Below are 26,678 nucleotides of genomic sequence, written 5' to 3'. Positions count from 1 at the left end.
GTTCGGGGAGGACTGTAGCTCGCGCCCTGTCATCCCACGGCTACGAGTCCCTGGTCACTCAACTCGTCAGCGATCCACCGGACACGCTCGGAGGTGGACAGATCGCAGGGCAGTTCGAGGATGGGAACCTTGGTGTCCACCAGGGCCCGGCGAATCTCGATGTCTGCGGGCGCTTGCAGGGCGATGACCTTCTGTCGCATGAGGTCCCCGCCGGCCTTCTGGTCGAACCGATCCGAGCAGTAGATGATCGCGTCGTACGTCTGGGGCATCCACGCCCGGCACAGAGCCTCCATCGCGGCGAGGACTCGCCCGATCGAGGGGTCGCTCTGATCGAGGACGAGACGGGATAAGGCGAGGACGTTCGCTGGCGTCTTGTCCGCGATCAGGAGCTGGTGGTTACGCGCGGCGCGCAAGGGGACGGAGAGCTGCTGGCCGAAGAGGTCGATTTCCGCCACGACGTCGAAGCCGCCCTTGCCATGCAGGACGATCTCCTCCAGCAAGGGACTTGTGCGGGCAGGCTCGCCGGTGATGGCGACGTTCACGCCTTGCTCGCGAAAGTAGGCTGCGAGGGCGTAGATCAGCGTCGTTTTGCCGGCGGCCTGGCTACCTTCGACGCCGATGACGGTGGTGTTGCGAATCGGCACGATCCCTCCAAGAGGTCGGTAAAGGTGGGCTGTTCCAGCCATCCCCAGGCGCCCTTGGCGCCGGTGGCAAGGGCCTGGTTCACGTTGAAGCCCGTCGGCGCCCAGTGGACAAGGCCTTCAACGCGGGCGGCCACGTAGGCCGTGGAGAGGGAGTGGCGCAGGTTCAGGACGCTGACCCGCTCACGGGCTTCGACGTCGCCGTCGCCGATCCAACCGCGGTGCAACTTGGGCATGGTCTGACGCAGAAGTTCCGGCTGGGTGACGTCGAGGCCGAGCTCAGTGCAGACGTCAACGAGGCGGCGTGAGTGCCCTTGCAGAAGGGCTCCGGCGTCATACCGGGTGTCGACGTATCGAACCGCTGCCTCTTGGGTGCGCCTTGCCTTCCACCGGGCACGGGCGAGCTGGAGTTCTTGGTCTTGGGGAGCCTTGTTGGCGAGGACCGCGAGGTCGGAGGAGAGTTGGTGCCCGGTGATTACGTCCGCCTGCTCGCTGGCGAGGCGCAGCACGGCCGAGCCGGCCGCGACAAGGGCGTCCTGCTCGTCGTCACCTTCGACGTAGAGGCTGGTGTACTCCCACCGAACGTCGGCAAGGTCGGTGGACTTCTCGGTGGGCAGGTCGATCCAGACGATGGAGTGGCAGAACGGGCGGTTGCCGCCTTTGACCAGCTTGTCGGTCCACTCGACGTCGAGGGAGGCGATACGGACGGTGCCGGCACGGCGGGCAGGAAGCGCTGTCGGACGGTCCAGGCTGCTGACGGTGATCACGGCGTAGTTCCTTGGGTGAGCGGGGGCCCGCACCGGTTGTCCGGGCCCCCGGCGACGCTACTGGGCTAAGCCGCGCTGTTGGTCGCGAACAGTGCAGGAAGGCGGTCCCAGGCAACGCGTTCGAGTTCGTCGAAAACCTGAGGTGGCTCCTCCCACTCGAAGTGGCCGAGGGCCCTGCCGCCGAGCAGGGCGACGGTCATGGCCTGTGCGAGGGCCCCGCCGGCGCAGTTCTGCGACACGAGGTCCCTGATCGCGGTGTCGGCCACGTCTTGGGTGAGCTCCTGATACGCGCTCTGGACGTTGTCCTGGTCCTGGAGGGGATACAGGTGCGGCCCAAAGCGCATGCCATTGACTGCCGCAGTGTCCGCGAGCGATCCGCCGGGGCCGAGGTCCTGGGCGGTATCGATGCAGCGGGCGATGCCCTTGGCGCGGGGGGTGTGGTGCCGCGCGGTCCATGCCGCTGTGACGCCGGTGACGCCCTGCTGGTCGGGGTTTAAGGCGCGCATGCTGTAGAGGTCGTCCTCGGCGTTGTGCCACGCGATGGCGTGGGCGTCCCGACGGGCCTGGACGAGGAGTACATCCAGAGCGGACATGATCCTGGGGGTGTCCTCGGCCGTGGTGGCAGCCAAGACCCGGTACCCGAAGTTGAACAAGCCGGCGGTTACGGGGACGGCTCGGGTGCGGTGCACCGGAATGAAGACCGCGGCGGCGCTCATCAGTTCCGGGCCCACCCCGTTGTCGGCCCAAAGGACGGCCAGACCGGTCAGAAGATGGCGGGGACGCTGGATGATCTGCCCCGTGGATCCGTACGGTGTCTCGGGCCAGCCGAGGTTGCTCAGTTCGAGCACGTCACACCCCCTGCGTGACGGTGCTGATCGTTCGTCCGAGATACTTGTTGAAGTGGTTCTCCTTGTAGGGGTAGCGCTTCCAGATCTCGGTAATCGGCTCCTCCAGGATGTTGCCGAGGTGCAGCCAGAGGTCGGGCTGGTCGTAGACGGGCCAGGCACGGGCCACGCCGTTCGGCTCGATGACGATCATGTGGCCCTCGGTCTCCGGGGTCCACGTCGTCAGGCGCAGGGCGGGGGACCACCGGTAGGTGGCCCGGTCAGCCTGGAGGCGCTTGAAGGCGTCCTCGGCTTCCTCGTTGGTGATGAACTCGTGCTCAGGCATCTTGAGGGCATTGCCCTTGCGCAAGGGCATGATCAGCTTGAGCTTGCCGGCGTCGAGAACGTCGCCGATCTGCACCGTGTACGGCAGCGCGGGAAGCAGGGATCGGGTGACGACGGTCGACATGGAGATCGGGATGCCGGCGTCCAGCAGGGCGCGGGTGCCGGACATCGTCTTGTCGTAGTCGCCGCGGATCCGCTGGAAGAAGGCGCGCGGGCCCTCCCAGCCCACGTTGGCATAGGCGACCTTCCCGGCGATGGCCCGAGCGTGGTCCTTGCCGTGCGTGGCGTTCGTGGGCACGGCGAGGATCGCGTCCTTGTGCCACATGTCGACGATGTCGCCGAAGTCGCGGCGCATCAACGGCTCGCCGCCGGAGAGGAACACGCGCCCGACGCCTGCGAGGTTCTGCCGCATGCGGTCGAGCTGCTCGATGGTCGGATCCGGCATCTGAAGGATCTCGGAGCACATGGTGCAGTCGAAGTCGCACCGCTTGGTGACCTGGACGATTGCGGAGAGCGGGACAGTGGCCGCGTTCGCGATGTCGGCGACGTCGACTCCGGCCGGTGCCGTGAAGTGGTGCCCGGTGTTGCTAAAGGCCATGCCGTTACCGACCGGAAGCTCAATCTTGCTCGGAACGGTGGGAATCCCAAGTGCGGTCATTTCTGTCCTCCTGATGGATTGCCGGCAGACCGCCGGCGCTTGGGTGCCGGTTGGGGCTTGTTGCGCTGTTCCCAGTCCTTCTCCCGCTCGTCGGGCAGGTCGCGGTATATCGGAAGGTCTGGAAGTCCAATGGGTAGCGCGGCAGGAATCACGGGTTCTCCTTGGGGGGTGCAGACTCGCGGCTATGGCGCTCAGCGATTCGCTTCAGTGCCGAGGCGGTGTCATGAGCAGCCCAGTCGTTGAGCCGAGCCCGGTCGAGGCAGGCGTACAGTGCCCTCTTCGACACGTGCCGGCACCACCATTCCTCGGCATCGAACAGCCATGACGCGACACGGTCACGAACCCCCGGTTTCGGCGGCCCGTGCAGGATCAGGCGGAGGTTACGTTCCCGATTACTCATGGGTGGCGGCGCCGACCGGGTGCAGCGTCTGATCGCCCGGCGGATGAGGGCATTCCCGCGAGCGATCACACGGACCCCTCGGTGTCGGTTGACGTTGCGGCGGCCTCGATCCGGTCCGATAGGCGGTTGGTCTGCTCTGGGGTCGCCAGGCCGAGTGTGATCTGGTCGTTCCGTGAACCGGAGCAGGTGTTGCAGGCGGGGTTCGGATCTACGCCTACATGTCCGCCGCAGGCTTCGGAGACGGCTACCTGCATGCGCTCTGCCAGGTATTCGACCTGCTGCCAGCCCATGTCGTACGGATCGAACTCCTCAGGCCCTGTTCCACCCCAGATGAGCCTCCAGAGCCGCAAAGCGTCCTGAACGTCGAGATCACCGATATTGACGTACCCGTGATCGCTCGTGATCGATGACCCGTCGACCCGACGTCCGATGCCGGCAGCGAAGAACACCTCCCTGAGGCGTACTTCGGCCTTGCGTTCGGGGGACATGCTCAAGACGACAATCTCGGTCAGTCGCCTGGCGTCCTGAGCGGACGCGAGGATCAGCTTGAGAAGACCGTCGCCAACAACGAGTTGGACGTTGACCCCGCGCTGCTTGAAGTAGCGGCGCAACGGCTCGGCGGGGTCTCGCCTCGGCAGCCCGCCATCCGGCACCGCACCCCAGATGTCCCAATCCTCCGCGAACATGGTGACGGTGATGACTCGATCTGCTGCGCCGCCAGCGGTCCACACGGGGGCCCGACCTGCGTCACGCAACGCTGTGTATAGGGCCCTGTGAGCCCTATCTCTGTCTTCAAGTTCCTCTGGACTGAGGGGCGCCGTGAGCGCAGCCTCGTCTTGATACGCCATGCGTAGTTCTCCGGCCGAAAGGAAATAGATCACGTGGATATGGCGGCCAAGCTGATGAGCGGCTGCGTCTGACGTAGCACTCCGGGTCTTCACGAAACGAGCAGAAGAATTGCCGGATGGGCGTCCCAGACAATAAGCAGGTTGTGAGCCTCCACAGTTACCATGCAGGTGCCGCCGTTCCGAAGGTCTTGCATCGCTTCGCGGAAACCGTCAGAGACCCACGACGACGCCCGCTTAGCGCGGTCACCCTCCAGTCCCGTAGCCACAATCCGCAGAGCGTCCCGAATCCACCAGATCGCCTCGGTTTCGCTCTGCGCATGGAAATGCTCATCAATGAGTACGACTCCCACCGTGGTATCGGTCGAAGTTACACGGCACATAAACCCCGGCCGGGCCGTCAAGTCACCGCGGATCACTGGCGCACAACTCCTCTACGGCGGTGTGACAGGCATAGTTTGAAACGCCCGCGGGAATGGCAGTGAACTGATGCACGACGCCTTCGGCGGTCATTTCCAGCTCATACCCTCGACCTGCACTTAGGGCCGACAGAGCTGCCGGAAAGTGCTCAGTGGCTCGAATTTCTCCCCACACCAATTCAAGTCCCGGATGGTCGAGTTGAACGCCGACGTCGAGTGCGCGGGCGGTAAGCCAGTAGACGGCCATAGGGAGTGACATGAACTCGACTCGGGCTAGGTTCAGCATTCGACCGTCGCTCACCACCCGCGCCGTGTGCTGGCACGTGACCTGATCGGCAGACACGATCACCACCGCCGCCTGGAGAGACAGTCAGCAGCACACTCGGCGGCGAGGGCGCCGCACCGTTCGCACTCACGGTCGTCCTCGACGTTGCGGGCCGGCCGCTCTGCCAGGTCACCCGCGGCAAAGGGCACCAGTCCCTGAACCTGGCCAAGTTCCCCGAGGATGCTCTTTAGATCAGTGGCCCAGGCCGCCTTGCTTCGGCTTGGAACCACAAGAGGTGCGCGGTCGTGGAAGAAGATCACGCGCGTGCCCTGTGCCGTGGCCAGCATGCTCTGCACCCGATGGCGGCCCGTGCCGAGCTCTACCACGTCATCACGCCGCAGCTGATCAGGAGCAATGGGCCGCTGATCGCCGCGACGCGTGACCAGGTAGACGAAGTCGTGGCCATCACGGTGCCAAGTCGACAGCTTGACCAGGGGGGATCGGTCAAGGTCTAACAGTCGGGCCAGATGCTCGTCGCGGAGCCGGGATAAGCGCGTGGCGGAATCACGGGTAGGCATGCGTTTCCTCTCGGCTGCACCTCCGCAGCCGGTGAAGGTGGGAAGTTGTGCACCGCTCCGGGAGGCGCCTGTGGGGAGGGGTACGGGCACCTCGACCGGAGCGGTGGTCTGGGACGAGCCGCTCACGCTGCGCACCTGAAGTCGGCGACAGCTCGCTTGCCTGTGCGGCCCGAGTAGTTGTCGAAGTAGAAGTCGTCGCTGAAGGCGGCAGCTAGGAACAACCCCCGGCCGGCCTCGTCGTTGGAGCTGAACTGCGCCTCGGACAAAACAGGTACCTGGGCGGAGCTGTCTGCTACCGAGAGGCGGACTCCCCAGGTGTGCCGTTCGAGCATCAAGGTGCAGGTCCTCGATGGAACGTGCCTGATCACGTTCGTCAGCAGCTCCGTTAGGACCAGCTCCGCGTCACCGGAACGACGTGAGCAGCCCCAAACTTTGAGGACCTCACGGATCGCTGCTCGCATGCCGCGAACGACTTCTTCGCGCACCACCGGGAGCGGGATGACGAGGCGGCTCGTTTCCCTCACGGCTACGGTGATCGTCTGCACGAGTGCCGGATCGAGGTGCAGCGTCGGATCAAAGGAAGCGCAAGTCTCCCCCTCCTGAGCATCCCCGACCATGCGCTCGGCGAGGAGCGGGCCGCTCGGATGCGTAAGAGCTTGGGGCGCACGTCGTCCTGCCGACATTGCGTATCCTCACCGTCGACTCGGGGCTGCGGCGAGCCGCTGCCGAACCGTCTGGACTGCCAACACCGATGGCCTCGCCACGTCAAAGGGAGCCTCAGCGATGGCCGTCGGGTGTGCTGTGCGCCAGCAGGACTGCGACGGCCACAGGGATGGACGTCGATTCTCAACTGCCTGTAGGAGCAACGGTGTCCAGAATCCCATCAGTACCGCTACCGTGGAACCAGTACGTCAGAATTCTGCTTGCTAGATTCTGCGAGAAATGACGCTGCGTCACGAAACGTTCGCTCCTAGGCGTTAACTTCCGCTGGTAAGCAGAACGTTCCTTGCACAGGCAGAAGGTCCACCGACACACTGAGACGTGTAGGGGAGGCATCAGGTGATCACAGACGTCGAGGCGGCCACGCCAGCGCTCTGCCGACTGCAACTCGGCAGCGAGCTGCGGACGCTTCGTCAGAACGCCGGGCTGAAGTCGAGCCAGGTCGTCAGGAAGCTCATTTGGAGTCCGTCAAAGCTGACCCGGCTGGAGACCGGTGAGAACGCGACCGTCGAACCTGCTGATGTCATCGCCCTGTGCGACATCTACCAGGCGGATGCCGAGAAGCGGGCGGTACTGGAGGGCTACGCGGCAGTTACGAAGACGAAGCGCGACTGGTGGCAGTCACCGGAGTACCGACCACTGATCGCTCCCGGGTTCAAGGCATTCCTCGGCCTGGAGGCGACGGCCGCTGCGTTGAACACGTACGAAGCTGAGTTCGTGCCGGGCCTCTTGCAGACCGACGCATACGTACGTGTGATTCACAAGCGGGCGCACCAGGGCCTCGCGGAAGACGAGGTGGACCGGCTCGTAGAGGTCCGCAGGACGCGGCAGGACGTACTGACGCGGGCGGGGTCTGCGTTGAAGTTCTCCGCGATCATCAATGAGGCAGTGCTGCACCGTCGCGTGGGTAGCTCTGAGATCATGCGGGAGCAGCTCACCCACATCGTGGACGTGGCCGAGGCGTTGCCCGCGAACGTGCGCGTCCAGGTCGTCCCCTACCGACTGGGTGCCCATTCAGGCATGAACGGATCGTTCGTCATACTCGCTTTTCCGGAGCAGGCGCTGATCAAGCCCATCGTCTACCTGGAGAACTTGGCGGACGCGTGGGTGAACCGGCGCGAGGGTGACGTTGACCGGTACGCAGACGCGTTCAGCGAGCTACAGACACTTGCCCCGGGTACGCAAGAATCACTGGGCATGATCAAGCAGGCAATCAAGGAGCACTGATGAGCACCACGGCTGACAACGACGTCGCAACCGACGCTGGCTGGTACAAGTCGAGCTACAGCAACGACCAGGGAGGCAACTGCGTCGAGTGCCGCCTTGGGCCCGAGGGCATGGCCGTGCGCGACTCGAAGGTCACAGACGGCCCGAGGTTCCACTTCGCCGGGGGCTCCTGGGAGAACTTCCTCGGCGCCGTTAAGGCTGGAGAGCTGTAGGGCTGAACCGACGGCTATGCAGGCAGTGGGCCCCTCCTATCGGAAGGGGCCCACTGTTGCTTGTACCCCACTCACTAACCGGACTGCCACCCGGCAACGTAGAAGATCCGAGGAGGCAGGATCTGCTCGTAGGGGGCATCAACGATCAAGTCGTGGAGCCGCAGCGGTCCGGCGCCTTGTTCCGGCACGTGGATCATGAACTTTCGTCCGCCTGGGACGCACTCGTGGACGCTGTACAGGACCGGCTTCTCGACGGCGGCCGAGTCGCTGGCCGGCAGGACGGCGGAGAGCCGGCCGTTCACGACCTTGTACCGGCGCGCGTTTGGGACGACCACATCCCCTGTCGCGGTGTCACGGTAGCGACCATGGGCCTGGACGAGAATGCTTCCTGGCAGCGGCTGGCCGCCTTCGACCATATACGTCGCGACGACGGTTCGGAGGGGGATGTCAGCGGGGTACGGCGCCGGCGGGTCGACTGTGGGCGACCCTGGCCCAGTGAGCTGGTTTTGAGACGTCCAGCCAGGGATGTTGTACGGGTCGTTGGGGTCGCTGGAGTGGTAGCTGGGGTCGATGGTCATGGCCGCCTCTAAGGTCCGTCAGTTGGGCCCTATACGGGCATGAGTTCCTCAATGGCGGCCTTGATCCTCCGGGCGAGGTACGCATGGCCGGCATCGTTTGGGTGGACGGCGTCTGCGCCGATGTAGCCAGCAGCGTTGCCAGGGGTGATCCAGGGCCCGTGAATGGCGATCAGAGTGCCAGTTGCGTCGTAGAGCGATCCCGTTATTGGCGAGATGAAGGGGTATCCAGCGGTGGCTGCCGACGCTCGGAGAGTGTTGTCGGTGTTGATGATGCTCGCCGCCGGCGTGGCCGTGGGTGCCCAGCAGCCGATGACGTACACCTCGCAGGTCGGCAGGCCCGCCTTGATCGTGGCGTAGAGAGAGTCAGCAGCCGTGGCGAGGTCCGCCTGAGCGCCACCATTGTCGTTATAGCCACCCCAGACGACCAGCCGCTGCGGCGCCCAGGCGATGACGTCCGTGTTCACCCGGTTTCCGAAGGTTGTGTAGCTGCCGGGAGTGATGTACCCGGTACCGCCGCGTCCCTGCCTCCAGACGTCGGTGGAACCCATGTATCGGGCGACCTTGTCCACCCACGTGCCGGCACCCGCGCCAGTGTTCTGGGCGCTTCCATCTCCGAGGGAGTCGGTGAAGGTCATGAAACGGCCGCCCTGGAGCGGGGTCTTCCAGACCGTCGCGCTGGAAGGTACATAAACACCACCGAAGGGGCAGGTGCTGAAGTCGATCCGGATGCGGCGGGGAGCAGCGCTGCCGAGGTCGACGGTGAGCATGTTGCCGCTGCCGGGCGTAGTGGTCCCCGGGGCGGCGGCCTGCATCAGGTCTGTCACCCTGCGACCGTCGATAGTCAGGCGATACATCGCTGCGGCGCTGATCCATTTGAAGCGGATCTGGAAGATCGCGGCATCGGTGCCGAATTCCACGCTCCAGACGCCCTGTCCTGACGCGTAGGTTCCGGGGTATTTAGAGAGCGGTAGCACGTAGTTGGTGTCGGGTGGGGCCGCCCCGATCGACATGTTCCCGGCGCCGGCATACGTGAACGGACCGGGCACGTCCGTGCCAGCAAGGGCCACGCCCGCGGGCGAGTTCTTTATGTATCCGGTGGTCGGGGTCGTGGTTTGGCTGGTGCTGATGACTGGGGCGGCACCGGCGTAGAGGGTGTCGACCATCACCGGGTCGGGCAGGTTGCGGCGGCGCCACTGTGTGGACTGCACGGCTCCCGTGATCCGGATGTCATCGCCTGCGGCCACTGTGCCAGCGGTCGTTCCCACTGCGCGGGTGGCGGCAGAGCCGAGTCCCAGGTTCGTGCGGGCCGCGGCGGGGTTCGCCAAGTCGGCGAGGTTGGAGGTCTTGGCGAGTTTGTTGGCGTCCGCGTAAGCCCGGTCAGCGTGCGGGTCTGTTGCTCCCGAGTGGGTGGTAATAGCAGCGTTCGCCTTGCTGGTGGCGCCGGCCGGGGTCTCAGCACCGATAGCGGCCGGGGTGATCGGGTCGCCGGCGCCGGTTGCGTGACTGGCGGCATGCCCTAGGGGCAGCCGTGCGTCCGACAGCCGGGGGTCGTCACCCGCGGCGATCTTTCCTGCGCCGGTGCCCACGCGGGCGCTGACAGCAGCGTCGACTGCGCCGACGTCCAGTCCGGACGACTTGGAGTCGGTGTACGCCTTCGCCTTGGTCAGGGCATCCTCGGCCGCGCCCAGCGGCTCGTACTGGGTCCGGGTGTACCCGATGTCCTCGTCCATGACGACGGGGCCGTTGCTCGTCTCAGTGACGTATACGTCGCTTCTGGGCATGTGGGCCTTTCAAGCAGCTCGTGAAAAGAGGAAGTTGGACTCCTCCTGGACTTCCGGCATGGAGAGATCGGCGGTCATGTAGACCGCGTTGGCGAGGGAGTCCACGTAGTCGTCGTGGGCTCCGGCCTCTTCAGGGGCGGAGACGATGACGTTCGGTCCCTGGAAGTTGAGCTCGGCGTCTTCCATCTGCGTGCGGTAGCGCTGATAGGTCTTCAGGCGGCGTGCCTTGGAGTGCGCCGGCCAGCCCAGGTTCCCAGTGCGCATGAGCTCCATCAGGTGCTTCCACCGCTTGGACTGCGCGCCCCGGTCGCTTGGCAGGTCGACGATCTGGGTGCCGGGCATGAGGACGCGGAGGCGCGAGGCGACGACGTCTCCGATTCCGCCGGCGTCGATGCCTATCGCCAGGACGTTGAAGTTGGCGAGGGCATCGCAGATCCGGTAGTACTGCTCCTCCCATTCGAGGCCGGAGAAGTCGTACCAGTTCAGAATCCGGTGCTCGTAGTGACCAAACTCGTCTGGGTAGTCCCAGTTCACCCAGACCACCGTGACGACGGTCGAGTCCTGCTTGCGCGCGGGGTCGATGCCGACGATGACGGGTGTCTTGTGCCATGCGTGGATGGTCTGCATGGACGTGTCGCCAAGCTCGTCCATGCGCTCGCTGGTGGTGAACATGCCTCGGTCGAGGAGCCACTGGAGCCTGTACGAGAGGCGGAACTCGTCTGAGTCCTCTCCGATCGTCAGCTTCTCGCCTTGGATGTAGACGCCGTAGTCGGGGTGGGCCTTGGCGACGTCTTTCCAGGTGGCTTCGAAGTGGTCCTGGCGGGCACCGCGGGCGGTGGAGCGCCGCTTGTTCGCTTGGATGATCTTGTAGAACACGCCCTTGGTGTACGTGGGCGTGCCGGTCAGGATCATCGTTCCGCGGGTCGAAGCGAGCATCGGGGAGATCGACTTGTTCACGACCTTCTCGTCCGCGACCTGGGCCTCGTCGATGAGGATCACGTGGTAGGTACGGCCTTCGATCTGCGCCCGCGGGTGGCAGGTCTGCTGGCGGACCAGTGAGCCGCACTTGACCAGGCGCAATTCCTTCCCTTTGCCGACCACCCGCTCGTCGATCTCCGGGTCGGCCATCAGCTCCTGGGCGCGGGCGGAGGTAAGTCGGGCGACGATGCGCCCGTAGATGTTCTCCGCCATGTCGGTGACCGGCGCGAAGGCACCGAGCCAGACGCCTTCGCGGTAGCGGCCGAGGAGGTTCGGGAAGAGAGGGGCGAGCCTCGGCAGCATGATCATGGACGCGGCGAGCGTGTTGGCCAGCGTCTCGGATTTGCCGGACTGTCGCGCCCAGCACGCGGTGATCTTCGCAGTGTCGCCGAGGATCATCGACTCCAGGATCCGGCGTGCGAGGGGGACCTGGTAGTGCCGTAGCGGATGCCCGGAGAGCTCGTCGATCACCAGAAGCAGCTTGTCGATGATCCGGTCTACGGTCTCCTGGCTGATCTCCGGATTGACCGGAAGCTCGAAGTCATCATCGTTCTCAGCAGCCGCGTTTTCTGGCACCAAAGCCAACCCCATAAATACCCCACATTGCATCAAGTCAGTGCAATAAGGGTAAAAAGGGTTTGCGGGAATGTGTTAGTGGTCGTCGACCCTGGTCAGCGCTAAAGTGCGCTCACTTCATATGCGCAAGGGGGAATTGCCGTGGGCGGCTTTAACTGGTCCGACGAGGACGCCTTCATGCAGGGGGTCTTCCATGAGGCCGACCAGATCCGCGCACAGCCAGGCCACGGCCTGAGCTCCACCCGTCAGGTCTACAGCGTGGCCGCGGCCCGCCAGATCGAGAAGCGCCTGGTCTTCCAGTACCGCCTCGGCACCCGCGCCCTGGCAGTCCTGGCCATCTACGTGGGTGCGCACAGCTGGTGGGAGTCCGGTAGCTTCGCAGACTCGCTCGCACCCATGGCCATCACGATGCTTCTCTACACAGCCATCGTCTTCCGCCTCACCCGGCGCATGCGCTGGGCTGGATTCTCCATCGGCCCTTACGCCGGCCGAGAGGAGGGCGCGTGGCGTCGCGCACAGGGCGGCGTCCATCTGCTGACCCTCTCTGGCGCGGTCATGCTCTCCAGTCTGCTCTTCTGGGCGGTCTGCGTCTCCTGGGCTTTCCCTCTCTCCTGACCCCAGCACGAAGCCCCAGTCGCTCGACGACTGGGGCTTCTTCAGGCGCGGTCGCGGTCGACCAGCTCCTGGACGAGGACCGCAAGGGTGAGCACCCCGTCCACCGCCTCTGCGAGCGCTTGTCCGCTCGCCTGGTTGCGGTGCCGACTGAGGGCCTGCGCCACAGTCGACCCGGTGACGTCTGCCCAGTCCAGCAGATCCGCGGCCGGCAGGTGCTTCACGCGCCTCTCTGCCCGGGGCCGCAAAGGATGGTCCGGCCACACCTTGTCCAGTACGCGTCGCAGACTCATGTATCCAGCCCCAGCATCGTCAGCAGCTCCCACTCGTCATCCGTGTCTTCAGCCCTGCGCGCCACCTGCCGGCGGGCAAGGTCTTCCTCGGCCTCAGTCACGGCCGGGAATGTAGGGCTTCGGGGTGCCCAGCACCGCGACCAGAGCGTCGTGTTCGGTCTCCATCGCTTGCGTCCAGCGGCCGAAACCGATCCCCTGCCGAAATGGCAGCCGGACCACGCGGGTGTCCCCGCGGCGGAATGGCTCCACCATTTCCTGGGTCCACGTCTTGTATGTCAGCGGGAAGCCTTTAAGCGTAGGAACGCGGCGCACAAAGATATTGCTCTTCATGCGCCGGACCCTAGTAGCCGATTCCCAATTGTGTTAACGGATGCGCTTGAAGGGATGCCCTTCCAGTGCCTTGTTGATGATGTTGCGGCCCTCGGAACCGGTGCGGCGCACGTTCTTCCACGTATTCGGGTGCACACGGTAGTAGGCGTACAGCGCTCCCCCATGGCTTCCGCGCCCGTTTTCACCATTGCGGAATTCCACGAACAGAGTGCCCGACTTGGAGTCGTAGCCGGCAGCCACGGTTCGGGGACGCGTGCGGTCGATCGTGTGATTGGGCCAAGTGTTGAACGTCAGCAGCTCCGATGCATCCTGGCCAGCGGTCGCCTCGAAGCGATCCAGGGCACGCCGGGTCTTGGGGCGCATCGACTTACGGAAATCCGCATCGTCACGGTCGATCTGCCGCTTGGAGTAGCGGCCGTCCTTGAGCGCCGGCTGCAACAGCTCCTTCGGCGTCGGCGGTCTCCACCCGTTGTTAGGCATCTCTACCTCCAGAGCTCTGCGCGGTCCACCCAACCGGGTGCTCGTCGCCTTCCGGATCCACGATCACGTCGCGGCTATGCGGGCAGCTGCGGCCGGCCTGCACGTGCACGCCGTCCAGGATCACGCACGCGGACACGTGCATCACAGCCTCCCCGCGGCCCGAGCGCACTCCCGGCACAGGTGGATCACGCTGTGCGCGCCATCGCTCGTGGTCGACAGCGCGGTCACTCGCTGCGGGTGATTGTCACAAGGCTGGGGCCTCGCCTCAGCGGCCTTCTGGGAGGTCTTGCGCGTGGTCATGGTGCTCCTCGTTGCTCGTGTGCGATCTGCGCCTCGACACGGTCCCCGAAGGTCTGGGCGTAGGTGCTCGCGCTTCTTGCTTTGCTGACTGTGAGGCGCAGCGAGGCTGCGCACTGGGTCATGCGTGCTGCTGCGTCCGCAATGTCGATCGTGTGTGGCTTGGAACGCTTGGTGATCCAAAGCGGCACGTTTCCCCCTCAGCCGTCATGACGACGCGCGTCAGCAAGAGTCGTGACTGCGCGATCCATTACGTCGGTGACGCGGGTGGTGGCCGTGACCATTTCCTGCGCGGTGCTGGTCATTGCCTCTGCGAGTGGAATGACCTGCTCGACGAGGTCTCTTAGCCTCGCGTTCTCGTCAACCTCGCGGCGGTATGTCTTTCCGGGGACCACGACCTCGCTTACAAATACTGCGAAGACGAACGCAGCAAGCGGCCCCAGGATCAGCGGGTTATCGAAGGTGACACCCGAGGATCCTGACGCCGCTTCTGCGAGCAGGTAGTGGAGCATTCATACCGCCTTCAGCGTCAAGGACTCACGCTTTTAATGCTAGCGGCGATGTCTCCTACTCTGTTATTCTCCGACGCCGAACGCCTTATGGTTCGCACGCATTTCGTCGACCACAAGGGAGAGATCGGCAGGACGATAGTTCGGACCCTTGAGCACCTTGCCGTCCTCACGGAAGATAGGCCGCCCGTCTGCGCCGAGCTTGCTCATGTTGCTCTCGTGCACCGCGGCGAACGTTTTGCTCATGGGGATCCCGAGCAGCTCAGCGGTGCCGAGTGTCACGTACAGCAGGTCCGCGAGCTCCTTGGCGAGGTTCCCCCAGCAGTCGGCCGGCCACTGGTCCTGCTCGGTACGCCACAGCAGGTCGTCGATCGCCTCGGCGGTCTCGCTGAATTCCTCGGTGATCAGGTGGATTCGGGTGCGCAGCAGGTCGTAGGTGCCCGAAGGCGTCCCGTCTGGGCGGTGCACGGAGAAAGCCTGGTGGAAGTCCGCTACCGCCGCCTCGAAGTCGACGACGTTGGAGGCGGCGGTGTTAAGCGGCAAGGGACTGCTCCTGAGGGTGGGCAGTGACGGGCCAGTCGCCCGGGATCACAACAGCGCTGCGCCTGGTCCGGCGCAGCCAGTCCTGGTACCCCGCAGCCCACGCGGCGTGCCAGAGCTTCTGCATCAAGTACAACTCCCCCAACTCCCGGCCCTGCACCTGGGCGTGACGGGTAGTCCGGGAGAGGCCGACGTCATCGGGCTCCTGGCTCAGGATGGCGTCGGTGATGCGGACGGCCGCTTCGGCATCGGCGCTTGCCTCGTGAGCGTCGGTGAGGGTGACCTTGTAGTACTCGGCCAGCGCCTGAAGCGTCCGCCGGCCCGGCCGATAGGGGTCGACGTGGCGGTCCAGGACGAGCGGGTCCAGCACAATGGCGGCCGGCTGAGCGTCGAGCATGTCCGTGACCGGCGTAACACCGTAGCGACGGCACTCGCGGTCCAGCAGCGTCAGGTCGTACGGCGCGTTCATGATGACCAGAGGAACTCCTGAGTTCAGCGCCAGGCAGACCTGACCCGCGATCTCCGCGGTGGCCCGGCCGGGGTCCATGCCCTGGCTCGACGCCGTTTCCGTACTGATGCCGTGCACCTGGCTGGCCTCCACCGGGATATCAACGCCCGGGTTGACGAGCCAAGTCCGTGAGCGCACGACTGAGCCGTGCAGCACCTCGACGACGGCGGCCGTCACGATGCGAGCCCTCTCCGGATCGGTACCGGTGGTCTCCAGGTCGAAGCCCACGTAGCTGGGGATGTTCACGCTGCCTCCAGGGCGGAAACGGTTGTTCCGGTTCGGTCTGCATTCCGCAGGGTTCGGATGACGTCCAAGTCGGGAACTCGGGCACCCTCCTCGTCGACCTGGTCGCGTAGGCACCGGTAAGCCGCCAGCAGTGCCGGCATGGCCAGCCTCGCGACGAGGTAGAAGGTCAGGTCTTGTCCGTCCTCGTCGTCCACCAAGTGCATCCCGTTGTGGTACTCACGACGCTGCGTTTGGGGGTTGTAGGTGCCGGCATATAGCGGCCCTTGCGCGTCACAGACCGCCTGGAGGAAGTCCAGGTCGGACTCCGCTAGCGGGCCGGGTCCGTCCTCGGCATAGGGGGCGTCGCACTCGGCGCAATGCACCTCCCCCAGGTGATCACGTGTCCAGACGTGATGCTGACTCTGATCAACAGCCTTCGCCGGGCATTGCCCCGACGGCGGATAGTCCGCGGCGAACTGGATCTGCTCCAACGACTGAGGAGCTGCGGTCATGTGGCTCTCGTCTCTCATGGGGATCAGACGGTGAGGGCGGCTGCCGCTGCGGTCATTTCCCGCAGCGCTTCGTCGACCAGGACCTCGACGGCCTCATCCATGGCTGCCTCCGCCTGACGCCGCACAGCGATGCTCCGCAGTCGCTCGTCGAGGGTGTACGAGGGCGAGTTGTCGAGATTCCGGCGGGCGCGGTCGTACCGGCGGGTGGTCCGCGGATCGGCGTGACCGAGAAGGTCCTGCACCTGCTCCAGCGGCATGCCCGACTCCAGCGCCAGGGTCGCCGCGGTGTGCCGCAGGTCATGCGTGCGAATGGGCCGGACACCGGCCCGGCGGGCGAGGCGCTTGATGGTGTCCCAGACCCCCTGGCGAGTGATTCGCCGGCCCGTAGCGGTGGCGATCAGCGGCCCGTCGGTCCGGCCAGCCAGATAGCGCACCAGTGCTGTCCACGCGCTCGGCGGAATGACCAGCGTCTGCACCCGGCCGCCCTTACGCGTGATGCGCAGGACACGGTGTCCGCGTTCCTCGCCCAGGTCCTCGACGTCGGCGTTCACCAGCTCCGAGACACGCATGCCAGTAAGAAGCAGGACATGCACAACCGCAGCGCAGCGGTCGCTGTACGCCTCAGAGGCACGCAGGAACAGCTCGGACTCCTCGAAGGTGAGCCCGGTGGCCTGGCTGATGTTGGACACCGGCTTGCGGTCCACCAGCGCGGCCGGGTTGCGCCAGACAAGGTCCTCCAGCTCCGCCATGGCGTACTGGAAGAGGCCCGAGACAACAGACAAGTGCCGGTTCACCGACCCGTTCCCGTAGCGCCCCGACAGCCACTCCTTGAAAGCGTCGAGCTGCGCCCGCTGCTGGTTGAAGGGGTTCAGCTCGGCTTCGGCGCACCAGGTGAAGTAGTGCCGGAGATCGCGGTGGTACTCGGTGCGGGTTCGACCGGACTTCGTCAGAAGAAAAGCGCCGGCGACTGCGTACGGCTGAATGACGCCATCGGCATGAAGGACCAGCTCGGATCCCACGGGGGTGCCTTCCGTCAGGTATCTGGGAAGGGCCGCAGGCTTGTTGCCCAACAAGCGAGTAGGCCCGGAGTTTCGCCGTGCGCGTTGCCCAACGCGCCTTGACGACTCTCCGAGCCTACAAGAGGAACAACTTGTTGCACAAGTTGTTTGCCTATGAAGTTTTGCCTGGTCAGTGCACCCAAACCTCGGTGTCACTCACTATCCGCAGTCGGCTCGCATCTCCACCAGCCGCCTTAAGCGCCGCCCGCATCACCGCCGGCACCACCTTCACCACCGTCACCACAGGCCCACTGTGTGACATACGACGCCGGGTCTCCAGCCTCCGCCGGACCGACCGCTGCGCATGCTCTGCGGCCTCCTCCTGCGCCAGCCGGTCCCACTCACTCGCGCCATGCCGTACAGCCCGGTCGTAAGCAGAGGTCACGTCCTGCATGCTGCGATTCATCGGCGGTGCCTCCATGCTCGATAGATAGCAAAAGGGACTGGCTCCCGGTTCCCCCCGAGTACCAGTCCCTTTCCAGTTAGGTCACCCCGTAGCTCCACGCCCGCCAACGGGCGCGTAAGACGCTCACTTGCTCGCCGCCGACTCGGACTCAGAAGCCCGGTCGGGGTCCTCCCGGCGAAGCCGTGCGTAAAGGTCCATCAGCGGCTGCGTCGGCATACCGGTCTCCGGCATCCGAGCGATCAACCGCATGTCCTCCGAAGACAGTCGGCCATCACGGGCCTCAAAAGCGTTGTTGAGATACGACCGGACCAACGCCGGCGTAATCTCCTCCCAGTCCTGCTGGGCCAACTCGTCCTCACGCTCGCGCACGCTCCGGAACAGGGCCTCAACTTCGAAGCTGAGCTTCCCCTTGTCCTGGATGGCCGCGACCGCGGCGACCTCCTTGGGATCACGCAGGAGTTCGTCACGCTCCTTGAGGACGCTGCGGAGGTACTCCTTGATCTCGGAGGTTGTGAAGAGGTTGCCCTTGTGGTCCTCGAACAGCTTGAAGAGGGCGACCTTGGCTGCCGCGGCGCGAGTGAAGTAGCCCGCGTTGTGGTCATACCACTCCTGCTTGTGCTCCGCGCACAATTCAAGATCCAGAGCCCGCGACCCGTTAATCTCCACGTGCAGCGGGTGGCCCGGTATGTCCTTCCCGCACACGAGCTCGCGGCCTGCATCGTCATGGCCTAGTAGCCGGTTGCATCGCGCGACTGGCAGCTCAGCCATGGCGCTCCCTCCGTGCTGTCCAGCTCGGCGGCTGTCAGCTTCAACAAACTGTTATGAGGTCAAGATCCCCATTCGGGGCACAGCACGCCCTTGTGCCGTTCGGCAACCACTATAAGCCACGAGTTACTCATCTTGTCCAACACCTTGTTCCACATAGAGGAAACCCCAGAGGCTCCGTTCATATGTTCGATTGCGGTTTCGAACGGGGCCCGAGTGCCGTTTCCCCCGTCGTGAGGTTCACCCACCAACGCATGACGCCGCAGTCAATGAGCTGCGCAATCTGCTCATCCGCTTGCAGGGCGTACAGGTCGGGCAGCGAGGCCTCGTGGGGCACGTCTTCCTTGTCCCGTACATACGGGTCTATCCGATCTATGGCCTTGACCTTGACGGCCATGCCGGGCTCCAGCCCCTCCACCCCCGCAGCTACCGACACTGGCTAGATCTCCCATCCGCCGGCAGAGCGCCGACATGCACCCGGAAATGTCGCACCAAGGACATCTGCCCTGGTGGCGCCCCCAAGGTCTATCACCGGGCGACACTTGTTGGCCATGTTGTGCATCTAGTTGTTGATCAAGGTCAACTTGTCCAGAACGGTGTCGTAGGAAAGCACCACTACTGGCTGGAAACCCTTGTCACACACGGGGCCACCCGCGTAGACACACACCTTCTTCACGCCTCGGTAACCCAGCGGACACCTGACGCTACGAAAGGTTGCTGTGACGCAGATCACTCTCAAGAAAGCCTTAAGTGCGCCATAACGAGCGATGAGCCGGGTATCCGGTGCCACTTGTTGTGGTAGCGCTGACAACGCTGTCAACGTTCATGCCACGGGATGAATCGCCCCTTCGCGCGGCGAACCACCTGCTCCCCATCGCCGGGATCACCGCAGCTTTCCCTGCCCCCGCTTGCGAGCTCAGCGGGCTGGACGCCGGCCAACTCGTGGGTGCTGCACTTCACATGACGCCGCGTAGTGGGTCCCACCGGCCCGCGGGGGTTCATGGAGCGTCCGGATTCACCCAGCGCGATCAGCCGACCCGCTTTCGACACTCTCCGTCGATCAAATCGGCAAACCCACCCCAGCTACGCAGGGCTACTGTCAGAAATGGCATACCAGGTGGCTATACGTCACATCAGGGGGGCCTCGCCTGGCATGCCCATTTAAGGGTGGGGGGTCGCTTATGCCCGAATTCACGCGACTGCATAGTCATGCAAGTTTCTGCATTGCTTGGCTTGCCCGAATTGGTCGATACAGCGGACTCGCCACTATTGGGCAGGTATCGGTAACTACCAAATTCCCGTTTGGGACCTACCGGCCGAGGTCGAGCGGTACGAGATTCCTTGGAAAGCCAGGAAAGTACCCCTGTCAATACCTTTCGCACCGTATCTCTATGCATTGTCGACAAGTTACGGACAGTAAAGGGCTACTGCCCCCGGCGCCCGGGGTGCCCATGGGCCCACCCCCTGACAAACGGACCGTCAGATACGCGCACAGTTACTCAACAGAGTATGTGCAGGTGAGGCCATGCAAAAAGGTGCACGCACGGGGGCAGGCGCACTAGACCAATCGCGTAAGTGGTTGAGCATGAAACATGACCGCAGCTACAGAAAGTAAGTAGCGCGAAAGGTAGCCGGAAAGGTGCCCGCAAGGGGGCGCGGCCGGACGGCCGGACGCGTGAGCGGGGCGCGTGCCTGCCTGCCTGCCTGCCTGCCTCTCTCTCCTCCTAGGGGTAGGGAGTGGCCGTGCCATCCCGGGCCCCCGAATTCCCCGCCGGAGCGAGGCACGGACGGCCGGAGGTAGGCGCACCGCGCCCCGGGGCCGGAGCGAGGCACGGACGGCCGGAGCGAGGCACGGACGGCCGGAGCGAGGCACGGACGGCCGGAGGTAGGCGCACCGCGCCCCGGGGCTGGAGCGAGGCACGGACGGCCGAAAGGTCGGCCATTGAGGGCCGGACCGCGAAAAGGGCTCTGTCTCAGATAGCGATACGGACTTTTAGCAGCTATCGCCACATAGCGAATGTCACGAAAAGGTCACGCCATAACCCGCATACCTGGACACATGGCGACTTACGCGACGCGAACTGACGACTAGTCACACACGCTTTCGTGTGACGTGAGTCACATGACATTTACGGACGAAACCGCACAGAATTTCAGACATATGGGACCGTGGATCGCTACACACTTGCTCTCGACTGTGGAGCGCTCAACACATGTCGTAGTGTTCTACCTGTCACCGCAGCACGGAGCACCTAGCCGGAAGCGGGGGCGACACCGCCGCCGGGCGCGAAAGCGCACGGTTTGAGCCTTAGAGCGATCGGGCGGTGTGGCTACACCAATTGCACACGGACTCAATCCCAATGTATGGGGCGTATGAGGCGCACTCGAATTCGCGCCCGTACCTCATGTGAAAGCCACTAAGTCCCGCGCAAGCGGGGTGGGCCGATCAATAGGTACGGGTGTGCATACAGAGTTATCTCATACGAGACATGCCCAGAATCAAAGAACGGCCCTGAGACCTCCCGCAGCGCTAGGACGCGTTAAGTCGTGAGTAGGCAGTGTTCGAAGAATGGGCATGGTCAGTACCGACCACATACAGGGGTAGTCAGGAAAACGCGCGGGTAGCGCATCAGGGGCGTATTACGTCTAAAGATGCGTCCGTCGTGGCAATCACTGACGCGGGAAAGTTAGTGTCCGTTCCTTGAGAACTAAACAATGCCAATTCTTAGACCCTGCCGCGCGATGTTTCCGCAGCACTTTGGGCGCAAGATCCGTGATGTTTGCGGTGCGCGACCCCTGCTAGCGGCCGGTCTAAGACTCTCTCTCATACGTCGCCTCACTTCGGTCGGGCAGACGTACGCGCTGCTGAAAGGCAGTAAACCTCTCTCGCACTACGGTGCGGCACGGCTCAAGGGAATCATTTCTCCCCGAATCCGTGCCGTAGCCGAGAGCTTGCGGCCCGTTAGGTCCGTAGGCCATCCGTGAGAGGAGAGAGCAAATGGGTTACTACATGACGACCTGCGAGATCCGGCGCGCTTTGGAGACTGCTCCGAAGGAGACCCCGGAGATCAGCGGAACCTACTGCTACGGCGAGTTCTGCAATGATCACGTCGCGGATTACATGGCGACGTCGGCGGGATTCGAGCGTCCGGTGTGCGCATGCCAGTTCAAGGAAGTGCGCTTCTACATCCTGCGCGGAGACTTCGGTGACGCGCTGCTCTACTACCGCGACGGGGAATTCAGCAAGTCCGCTGAGTACCGCTCGCAGGACCACCAGTCGATTGACTGGGACGAGCGCAATCTTAAAACGCAACTTGCGGCGTGAGCCGCACCCCGATTCCCAATGGAGGGACGCTGTCCGGTTCGAATCCGGAATCGGGGACGGGGCCTAACCCGGCGACGGGTGCGGCCCTTTCCGTGAGAGGAGAGAGTACATGTCGAAGATCACCACCACCGTCATGATCACGTCGCCTGTGTTCTTTGCAGGCGAGGTGAAGCGGAAGAGGTTGGGGGATGCGGTTTACCGCATGCATTCCACCCGGGTTCCGGACGGTGAGGTCTTCTGGATCACGAGCAGCAAAAACGGCGAGACGCACTCTTCGAAGGTGTGGACCACGCGGTCCACCGTCCGAAGCAAGTGGAACGAGATCGTTGCCGGTTCTGCTATCTGATCCTCCACCCCGTGCCTACAGCGGAGTAGGCGTGCAATTGCGCGGCCGGTTCGAGACCGGTACGGGGACCATGCGGATTTCTGGTCCGCAGTTGTGAGAGGAGAGAGCCATGAGCACTCTGGCTGTGGAGTTCACCGCCGAGGACTACACCTACGAGTCGACCGACGAGGTCCTGAATGTGATGTTCAGCGCCATGCCGGCCGCGGTAGGTCATGCCTCGGCGTGGTTCGACAAGCCCAGCGAGACCATCGTGATCGACGGTCGGCGGTTCTTTGCCGACCGAGTCGACTACGCGGCCGAGTTGGATGCCCAGTTCGTGCAGTGGGTTATGGATCACGCGCAGGACTATCCGGTCTACGGACAACCCGACGAGGCACGCCCCGTCACGTTCGAGACATGGGCCGAGTCCATTACGGACAAGTACCTTGGCTCCCCCTGCCTCACGGGGTGGAACACGAGCGGGTATGACTCGTTCCTGACCGATGACATAGCGGGCAGATTCTTCCGCAAGGACGGTACGACGTACGTCGCCATGTGGTCGCACAACTACGGCTTCATGAAGACGCGTCCGGTCGTGTTCGAGGTTTCGTGCTACGAGTCGTCGTATTTGCTGGACGACGACAAGGCCACGGTCTACTGCGGCACGTGCCAGCACGTCTGGGACGTCGAGAGCGGCAGCTCGGTCCGGAAAGTTCAGCACAACGGCGAGGAAATGCAGGGATTCGAGGAGTCCGTGTACACCTTCGCCTCAGACCCCAACTGCGACGACTGCGGTACGCCGCTGGGCGTCGAGATGGCGCAGTTCTGACACCCGCTCTGGTGTCACCCCGAGTTCGTTAAGGCGACCTAGCCGCGCTTCGAGGCCGGCCGGGGGCTGGATGCTGCCCGAAAACAGGGCACGCGTCCGCCTTGAGAGGAGAGAGCAATGCCGATGACCATCACCAAGGTAGTGAAGGAATACGAAGGTAAGGTCGCGCATCTGTTGAAGGATGCCGGAATTCCCGCACATCCGTACCAGGTGCTGTATTCGCGACGCACCGAAGTTGGGGGCTTCAGCCTCGACACGGATCCCTCCCGCGAGAACTGCATATTGGTCCGCTGGACGACTGGCAGGTCCGTTCCTGATGGCGAAGCCACACAGCAGGAGCGTAGCCAGAGGCTGGAGGAGTGTGCCCGCGTACTTATGGGACACGGATGCTGGGTCAGCAATCCGCACGGCCACGTTCTGTACGTGGTCGGTCTGGAGTGGTTGAGCTAGCCGTCGATAGGGCGACGTTAAACAGGCACTTAGGCCCTATGCGTTGCCCCCCGAATTCGGGGGGCAGGGTGCACGATTTTGTGCCACCTGAGAGGAGAGAGCTATGCGAAGCACCCCGATGAACTGGTCCGAAACGGTCGTGCGGCGTCGGTCCGGCGCTTTCAAGCAGTGTCCCAACTGCAAGCGTCGGAAGGTGTGCTCCACTCCTGGTGGTGTACACCAGCCGCACGATCGACCGGACGGTAAGCCGTGTAAGTTCGTTGTGGTCTACCGCACGTACTTCACCACGGACGACATCGGAGACGGTGAAATAGCGGGCCGGTCTTACCAGACCCGCGAAATCATCAACTGTGTCCCTGACTGGGCTAAAGACCCGGAAGACAATCCGGTGAAGCTCGCTATCGACGCGATCCGCGACGCCGACTGCGCTTACGACGAAGGCGCCAACTGGTTTTACAACCATGAGGGCTCCTACCTCCGTGACAACTACACGGGGGAACGCGTTGAGCCGTCTGCCCACCTCTACGGGTTCACCGCAGAGGAGGACGCCCACCTCCACATGGTGGTGCAGCGCGGATGGAAACAATTCTGGGCTGACCTGCGCCGTGCGCGTCATGCCGCCACCTGACCTAACGGTCACCCCGAGTTCGTTAAGGCGACCTAGCCGCGCTTCGAGGCCGGCCGGGGGCTGGATGCTGCCCGAAAACAGGGCACGCGTCCGCCTTGAGAGGAGAGAGCAATGACCTTGCGTATCTACGCGGCGAGCCTGTCGGACTACAACGCGGGCGTGCTGCACGGACGCTGGATAGATGCGGACCAAGACCCGGACGCTATCCGCGAGGAGATCGCGGAAATGTTGACCGAGTCCCCTACCGCCCAGGATGAGGGTTGTCCGGCGGAGGAGTACGCGATCCACGACTACGACGGCTTCGGGGGGTTCAACCTCGGAGAGTGGGAGTCGCTGGAGAAGATCACGGCCATCGCTAAGGCGTTGGATGAGTTTCCGGCCGTGGTTGTCGCGTGGTGCTTCCGGGAGTGCTCCCACATGGAGACGGAGGAAGTCTTGGGAGCGCTGCAAGATCTGTCCATCAGAACGATCGAAGATTGCTGGGGCGACGAAAAAGAGGCCCTCGCAAACTATCTTTTCGACCAGATCGATGACTTCGGGGATCTTCCCGAGCGCTACAAGAGTCACCAGATGGACATCGCCAGGAGCATGGCGCACGACAGTATCTGCAATGGGGATTACAACATCCTTTACGAAGGTGGGGGTACCTACCACATCTTCGACACCCTCTGACCATTTGGTCACCCCGAAATCCGTAAAGGCGGATCTCCCGGTATTCGACGGCCGGGCGGGGACTGGGCCCAGTGTGGGTCCTATGAGAGGAGAGAGAAACATGAGCCGCGAGAACTTGACGCGCAATGCTTGGGCTGCTGTTCGGGCCTACGCGCAGGACAGCAACCGGTCTGCCTACCTTCACCCCGATCCGTCGGTCATGGACATGCGTCCGGACGTGGCGATTGAGCTAATCGGTGACCTGATCGGTGACCTGCTGCACCTGGCAACGCGCAACGCTCTTGACGTCGAGGGTCTGCTGGGCGCCGTCTCGGAGCACTTCTACCGCGAGAAGCGGTGGGAGTTCGCTGGCACGGTCAGCTCCGGCACGCTTCGGAACGAGGATCTCCTGCACGCCTTCGCGGGCGCTCTGGAGAACATCGCACCGCGGCGGCTTCGGCAGATCGTCTTCCAGGACGTGATCGCCGAGTCCGAGTACGACGTCAACAAGTGGGTGGCTGACGTTCTGCGAGACGACGTGCACGCGAGCCGGTTGCTGGACGAGCTGAGCTCCGCGCTGAACGACGTGGCGCCGGAGACCTACTACTTCGGCGCGTTGGACGGCGACGCAGCGCACTTCGGCTTCTGGCGCCGCTCCCTCGAAGAGCGGGGCGAGGAGATCACTGAGCTGGCTATGGCGGGGGCTCTCTAGCCTCCGCCCCCCGAAATCCGTATAGGCGGATACACCTGGTTTCGAGTGCCAGGCGGGGGCTGGACCCTATTTAAGAGTGGGTCCTTCCGTGAGAGGAGAGAGACATGGCGGTCCACTACGACCTGTCGGAGATCAAGAGCTACCAGAGGTTGTGGATCAACGACCCCGTTTCGGGTCGGCGACTCAACGGCGTCACGGAAACTCTGGTCTTTTCGATGCTGGCCATCGGCGTACAGAAGATCGCTGAGCGCAACTGGTCTGAGGTGCTCTGGCGCCTTCAGCAGTACGAGGACTTGTGCGGCGCTCTGATGATCAGTGCCGATGGACCGGCCTCCTTCACCGAGAAGGACGTCCGGCGAAACATCGGCCTACGGGTCAACGCTTCGCCTCGTACAGATACCCAGTTCGACGCGTACATGCGTCGGCTGCGGAAGGAGCGCGAGGCCGAGCAGCAGTACATGAAGGCGTCCGCGTGACGTCAGCCCCGGAACTCCAGCAGGGGAGTTCAGCCGGTTCGAATCCGGTCCGGGGCACTGGACCCTCTCTGGGTCCTCTGAGAGGAGAGAGCAATGACTGAGTACAGCATCGCCGAGGATGCGCCTATCCCGACCAAGGCCTTCACCGTGTACTTCACCGGGAAGATCGAGGTCACGGCGTCCCTAGTCGACACGAACGGCAAGACGCGCACCGACAAGGACATCGTCAGCGCGCTCGTCACGGACGTTCAGGAAATGATCAGCGAACACCTCGCGTACTCCGAAGAGAGCTTGGAGGAGTTCGACCTGGTCCAGTCGATCGACGAACTCACCGTCTGGGACACGACGGCGGCGGTTTCGTCTGCAAGCCAACTTCAGAAGGGGTTTGACGAGGCGACCGCCGCGCTGCGGAATGACGTCGGGGATGTCCTGGCCAAGCACCTCGATGCCTACGACTCGCTGCGCGATGACTACGAGGCGCGTGCCGGGGAGATCGTGCCCGCCTTTGCGGACGCCGATTACGAAGCCTGATCAGGCAGCTCCAGGTCTCCGAAGGGGAGCCGTGCCGGTTCGACTCCGGTCTGGAGCACTGGCCCCTTGCGGGTCCTTTGAGAGGAGAGAGACATGGATGACGTGCGCTACCGCGTGGGCGAGTCCTTCCGGTGCGTGAAGCGTCGAATGGTGTCGGTCGAGGGAGACCTCGGTCCGGAGTGCGGCGCGCAGATCGTGATGCACGGGTACTGGTGGTGCGCTCAGGTGTGCCCTGTCTGCCTCGCGAACTACTTCTGCGGCGGCTCCTCCAAGAACTTTATGCGGCTCGACACCGCTGGCTTCTACCCGGACGAGACGGCCGCCTATGTACGGGCCAACATCGCGCGCAACGGCGGCCAGTACATCCCCACGTTCGGCTGAGCCGGATACCCCGAGTTCGTT

35 protein-coding genes are annotated in these 26,678 nt (G+C 63.9%); 13 read left to right on the top strand and 22 right to left on the bottom strand.

Annotation, left to right across the window (positions count from 1 at the left end):
• Positions 1-29: 29 nt before the first annotated feature.
• The 9 genes from AC0693_RS18350 to AC0693_RS18310 form a co-directional block, all read right to left on the bottom strand.
• Entirely contained in the window at positions 30-644 is a 615-nt protein-coding gene (locus AC0693_RS18350) for a hypothetical protein (RefSeq protein ID WP_478741277.1), read from the bottom strand.
• Positions 578-1,408 (bottom strand): hypothetical protein, encoded by an 831-nt coding sequence (locus tag AC0693_RS18345; protein ID WP_478741276.1) that lies wholly within the window; start codon positions 1,406-1,408, stop codon positions 578-580. Before AC0693_RS18345 ends, AC0693_RS18350 begins: the two co-directional genes overlap by 67 nt.
• A 65-nt stretch (positions 1,409-1,473) precedes the next feature.
• On the bottom strand, positions 1,474-2,256 hold the full coding sequence (locus AC0693_RS18340) for a hypothetical protein (protein WP_478741274.1): 783 nt from the start codon (positions 2,254-2,256) through the stop codon (positions 1,474-1,476).
• A gap of 1 nt (position 2,257) precedes the next feature.
• Entirely contained in the window at positions 2,258-3,175 is a 918-nt protein-coding gene (locus tag AC0693_RS18335; RefSeq protein ID WP_478741273.1) for a radical SAM protein, read from the bottom strand.
• 525 nt (positions 3,176-3,700) lie between these two features.
• Complete coding sequence (locus tag AC0693_RS18330) at positions 3,701-4,321, bottom strand: hypothetical protein (RefSeq protein WP_478802337.1); 621 nt, start codon at positions 4,319-4,321, stop codon at positions 3,701-3,703.
• Positions 4,322-4,572: 251 nt separating this feature from the next.
• Positions 4,573-4,833: a hypothetical protein gene (locus tag AC0693_RS18325; protein ID WP_478802336.1), complete on the bottom strand. Its 261-nt coding sequence runs from the start codon at positions 4,831-4,833 to the stop codon at positions 4,573-4,575.
• 52 nt (positions 4,834-4,885) lie between these two features.
• Entirely contained in the window at positions 4,886-5,242 is a 357-nt protein-coding gene (locus tag AC0693_RS18320; RefSeq protein ID WP_478741270.1) for a hypothetical protein, read from the bottom strand.
• 2 nt (positions 5,243-5,244) lie between these two features.
• Positions 5,245-5,742, bottom strand: coding sequence for a hypothetical protein (locus AC0693_RS18315; protein WP_478741268.1), 498 nt, complete (start codon positions 5,740-5,742; stop codon positions 5,245-5,247).
• Between the two features lie 122 nt (positions 5,743-5,864).
• Positions 5,865-6,425 carry an ATP-binding protein gene (locus AC0693_RS18310; RefSeq protein WP_478741267.1) on the bottom strand — a complete coding sequence of 187 codons (561 nt, stop codon included), beginning with the start codon at positions 6,423-6,425 and terminating at the stop codon, positions 5,865-5,867.
• 376 nt (positions 6,426-6,801) lie between these two features.
• Here AC0693_RS18310 and AC0693_RS18305 point away from each other — a divergent pair, with 376 nt between their 5' ends.
• Positions 6,802-7,689, top strand: coding sequence for a helix-turn-helix domain-containing protein (locus tag AC0693_RS18305; RefSeq protein ID WP_478741266.1), 888 nt, complete (start codon positions 6,802-6,804; stop codon positions 7,687-7,689).
• Positions 7,689-7,901, top strand: a complete 213-nt coding sequence (locus AC0693_RS18300; RefSeq protein ID WP_478741264.1) for a DUF397 domain-containing protein — start codon at positions 7,689-7,691, stop codon at positions 7,899-7,901. Before AC0693_RS18305 ends, AC0693_RS18300 begins: the two co-directional genes overlap by 1 nt.
• A gap of 74 nt (positions 7,902-7,975) precedes the next feature.
• Here the strand turns inward: AC0693_RS18300 and AC0693_RS18295 are convergent, their stop codons facing one another.
• Genes AC0693_RS18295 through AC0693_RS18285 form a run of 3 tightly spaced genes read right to left on the bottom strand, consistent with a single transcriptional unit; the run spans position 7,976 to position 11,814 of the window.
• Positions 7,976-8,479, bottom strand: coding sequence for a hypothetical protein (locus AC0693_RS18295; protein ID WP_478741263.1), 504 nt, complete (start codon positions 8,477-8,479; stop codon positions 7,976-7,978).
• A gap of 29 nt (positions 8,480-8,508) precedes the next feature.
• On the bottom strand, positions 8,509-10,209 hold the full coding sequence (locus AC0693_RS18290; protein ID WP_478741261.1) for an SGNH/GDSL hydrolase family protein: 1,701 nt from the start codon (positions 10,207-10,209) through the stop codon (positions 8,509-8,511).
• Between the two features lie 60 nt (positions 10,210-10,269).
• Positions 10,270-11,814, bottom strand: coding sequence for a phage terminase large subunit family protein (locus AC0693_RS18285; RefSeq protein WP_478741260.1), 1,545 nt, complete (start codon positions 11,812-11,814; stop codon positions 10,270-10,272).
• A 141-nt stretch (positions 11,815-11,955) separates the two neighbouring features.
• Here AC0693_RS18285 and AC0693_RS18280 point away from each other — a divergent pair, with 141 nt between their 5' ends.
• A complete protein-coding gene (locus AC0693_RS18280; protein WP_478741259.1) occupies positions 11,956-12,429 on the top strand; it encodes a hypothetical protein in 474 nt (157 codons plus the stop codon).
• Positions 12,430-12,470: 41 nt separating this feature from the next.
• Here the strand turns inward: AC0693_RS18280 and AC0693_RS18275 are convergent, their stop codons facing one another.
• From AC0693_RS18275 to AC0693_RS18230, 10 genes are all read right to left on the bottom strand, one after another.
• A complete protein-coding gene (locus AC0693_RS18275; protein ID WP_478741257.1) occupies positions 12,471-12,650 on the bottom strand; it encodes a hypothetical protein in 180 nt (59 codons plus the stop codon).
• Between the two features lie 162 nt (positions 12,651-12,812).
• Complete coding sequence (locus AC0693_RS18270) at positions 12,813-13,049, bottom strand: hypothetical protein (RefSeq protein ID WP_478741255.1); 237 nt, start codon at positions 13,047-13,049, stop codon at positions 12,813-12,815.
• Positions 13,050-13,082: 33 nt separating this feature from the next.
• Positions 13,083-13,529 (bottom strand): KTSC domain-containing protein, encoded by a 447-nt coding sequence (locus AC0693_RS18265; RefSeq protein ID WP_478741254.1) that lies wholly within the window; start codon positions 13,527-13,529, stop codon positions 13,083-13,085.
• Between the two features lie 497 nt (positions 13,530-14,026).
• Positions 14,027-14,338, bottom strand: a complete 312-nt coding sequence (locus AC0693_RS18260) for a hypothetical protein (protein WP_478741252.1) — start codon at positions 14,336-14,338, stop codon at positions 14,027-14,029.
• Between the two features lie 63 nt (positions 14,339-14,401).
• Positions 14,402-14,878: a pyrophosphohydrolase domain-containing protein gene (locus AC0693_RS18255; protein WP_478741251.1), complete on the bottom strand. Its 477-nt coding sequence runs from the start codon at positions 14,876-14,878 to the stop codon at positions 14,402-14,404.
• Positions 14,868-15,629 carry an exonuclease domain-containing protein gene (locus tag AC0693_RS18250; RefSeq protein ID WP_478741250.1) on the bottom strand — a complete coding sequence of 254 codons (762 nt, stop codon included), beginning with the start codon at positions 15,627-15,629 and terminating at the stop codon, positions 14,868-14,870. Before AC0693_RS18250 ends, AC0693_RS18255 begins: the two co-directional genes overlap by 11 nt.
• On the bottom strand, positions 15,626-16,138 hold the full coding sequence (locus tag AC0693_RS18245) for a hypothetical protein (RefSeq protein ID WP_478741248.1): 513 nt from the start codon (positions 16,136-16,138) through the stop codon (positions 15,626-15,628). The genes AC0693_RS18250 and AC0693_RS18245 overlap by 4 nt, the downstream gene beginning before the upstream one ends.
• Positions 16,139-16,143: 5 nt before the next feature.
• On the bottom strand, positions 16,144-17,139 hold the full coding sequence (locus AC0693_RS18240) for a tyrosine-type recombinase/integrase (RefSeq protein ID WP_478802335.1): 996 nt from the start codon (positions 17,137-17,139) through the stop codon (positions 16,144-16,146).
• A gap of 568 nt (positions 17,140-17,707) precedes the next feature.
• Positions 17,708-18,352, bottom strand: a complete 645-nt coding sequence (locus AC0693_RS18235; protein WP_478741943.1) for a hypothetical protein — start codon at positions 18,350-18,352, stop codon at positions 17,708-17,710.
• Positions 18,353-18,530: 178 nt separating this feature from the next.
• The gene (locus AC0693_RS18230; RefSeq protein ID WP_478741944.1) at positions 18,531-18,746 is read right to left on the bottom strand and encodes a hypothetical protein; all 216 of its coding nucleotides are present in this window, start codon (positions 18,744-18,746) and stop codon (positions 18,531-18,533) included.
• 2,601 nt (positions 18,747-21,347) lie between these two features.
• Between AC0693_RS18230 and AC0693_RS18225 the strand changes: the two genes are divergently transcribed.
• From AC0693_RS18225 to AC0693_RS18180, 10 genes are all read left to right on the top strand, one after another.
• Positions 21,348-21,674: a hypothetical protein gene (locus AC0693_RS18225; RefSeq protein ID WP_478741946.1), complete on the top strand. Its 327-nt coding sequence runs from the start codon at positions 21,348-21,350 to the stop codon at positions 21,672-21,674.
• Between the two features lie 109 nt (positions 21,675-21,783).
• On the top strand, positions 21,784-22,020 hold the full coding sequence (locus AC0693_RS18220; RefSeq protein WP_478741947.1) for a hypothetical protein: 237 nt from the start codon (positions 21,784-21,786) through the stop codon (positions 22,018-22,020).
• Positions 22,021-22,129: 109 nt separating this feature from the next.
• Positions 22,130-22,828, top strand: a complete 699-nt coding sequence (locus tag AC0693_RS18215; RefSeq protein WP_478741949.1) for a hypothetical protein — start codon at positions 22,130-22,132, stop codon at positions 22,826-22,828.
• A gap of 123 nt (positions 22,829-22,951) precedes the next feature.
• Complete coding sequence (locus AC0693_RS18210; protein WP_478802334.1) at positions 22,952-23,278, top strand: hypothetical protein; 327 nt, start codon at positions 22,952-22,954, stop codon at positions 23,276-23,278.
• Between the two features lie 103 nt (positions 23,279-23,381).
• Entirely contained in the window at positions 23,382-23,906 is a 525-nt protein-coding gene (locus tag AC0693_RS18205) for a hypothetical protein (protein ID WP_478741951.1), read from the top strand.
• A gap of 111 nt (positions 23,907-24,017) precedes the next feature.
• Positions 24,018-24,578, top strand: coding sequence for an antirestriction protein ArdA (locus tag AC0693_RS18200; RefSeq protein WP_478741952.1), 561 nt, complete (start codon positions 24,018-24,020; stop codon positions 24,576-24,578).
• Positions 24,579-24,795: 217 nt separating this feature from the next.
• Positions 24,796-25,269, top strand: coding sequence for a hypothetical protein (locus AC0693_RS18195; RefSeq protein ID WP_478741953.1), 474 nt, complete (start codon positions 24,796-24,798; stop codon positions 25,267-25,269).
• A 104-nt stretch (positions 25,270-25,373) separates the two neighbouring features.
• On the top strand, positions 25,374-25,745 hold the full coding sequence (locus AC0693_RS18190; protein WP_478741954.1) for a hypothetical protein: 372 nt from the start codon (positions 25,374-25,376) through the stop codon (positions 25,743-25,745).
• Between the two features lie 93 nt (positions 25,746-25,838).
• Positions 25,839-26,276 (top strand): hypothetical protein, encoded by a 438-nt coding sequence (locus tag AC0693_RS18185; protein ID WP_478741955.1) that lies wholly within the window; start codon positions 25,839-25,841, stop codon positions 26,274-26,276.
• Positions 26,277-26,369: 93 nt separating this feature from the next.
• Entirely contained in the window at positions 26,370-26,657 is a 288-nt protein-coding gene (locus AC0693_RS18180) for a hypothetical protein (protein ID WP_478741956.1), read from the top strand.
• Positions 26,658-26,678 lie beyond the last annotated feature (21 nt).

This window comes from Streptomyces sp. NPDC043876, from assembly GCF_056435825.1.
The sequence above is the reverse complement of the archived record's forward strand: the minus strand, read 5'-3'. Positions and strand labels throughout refer to the sequence as shown.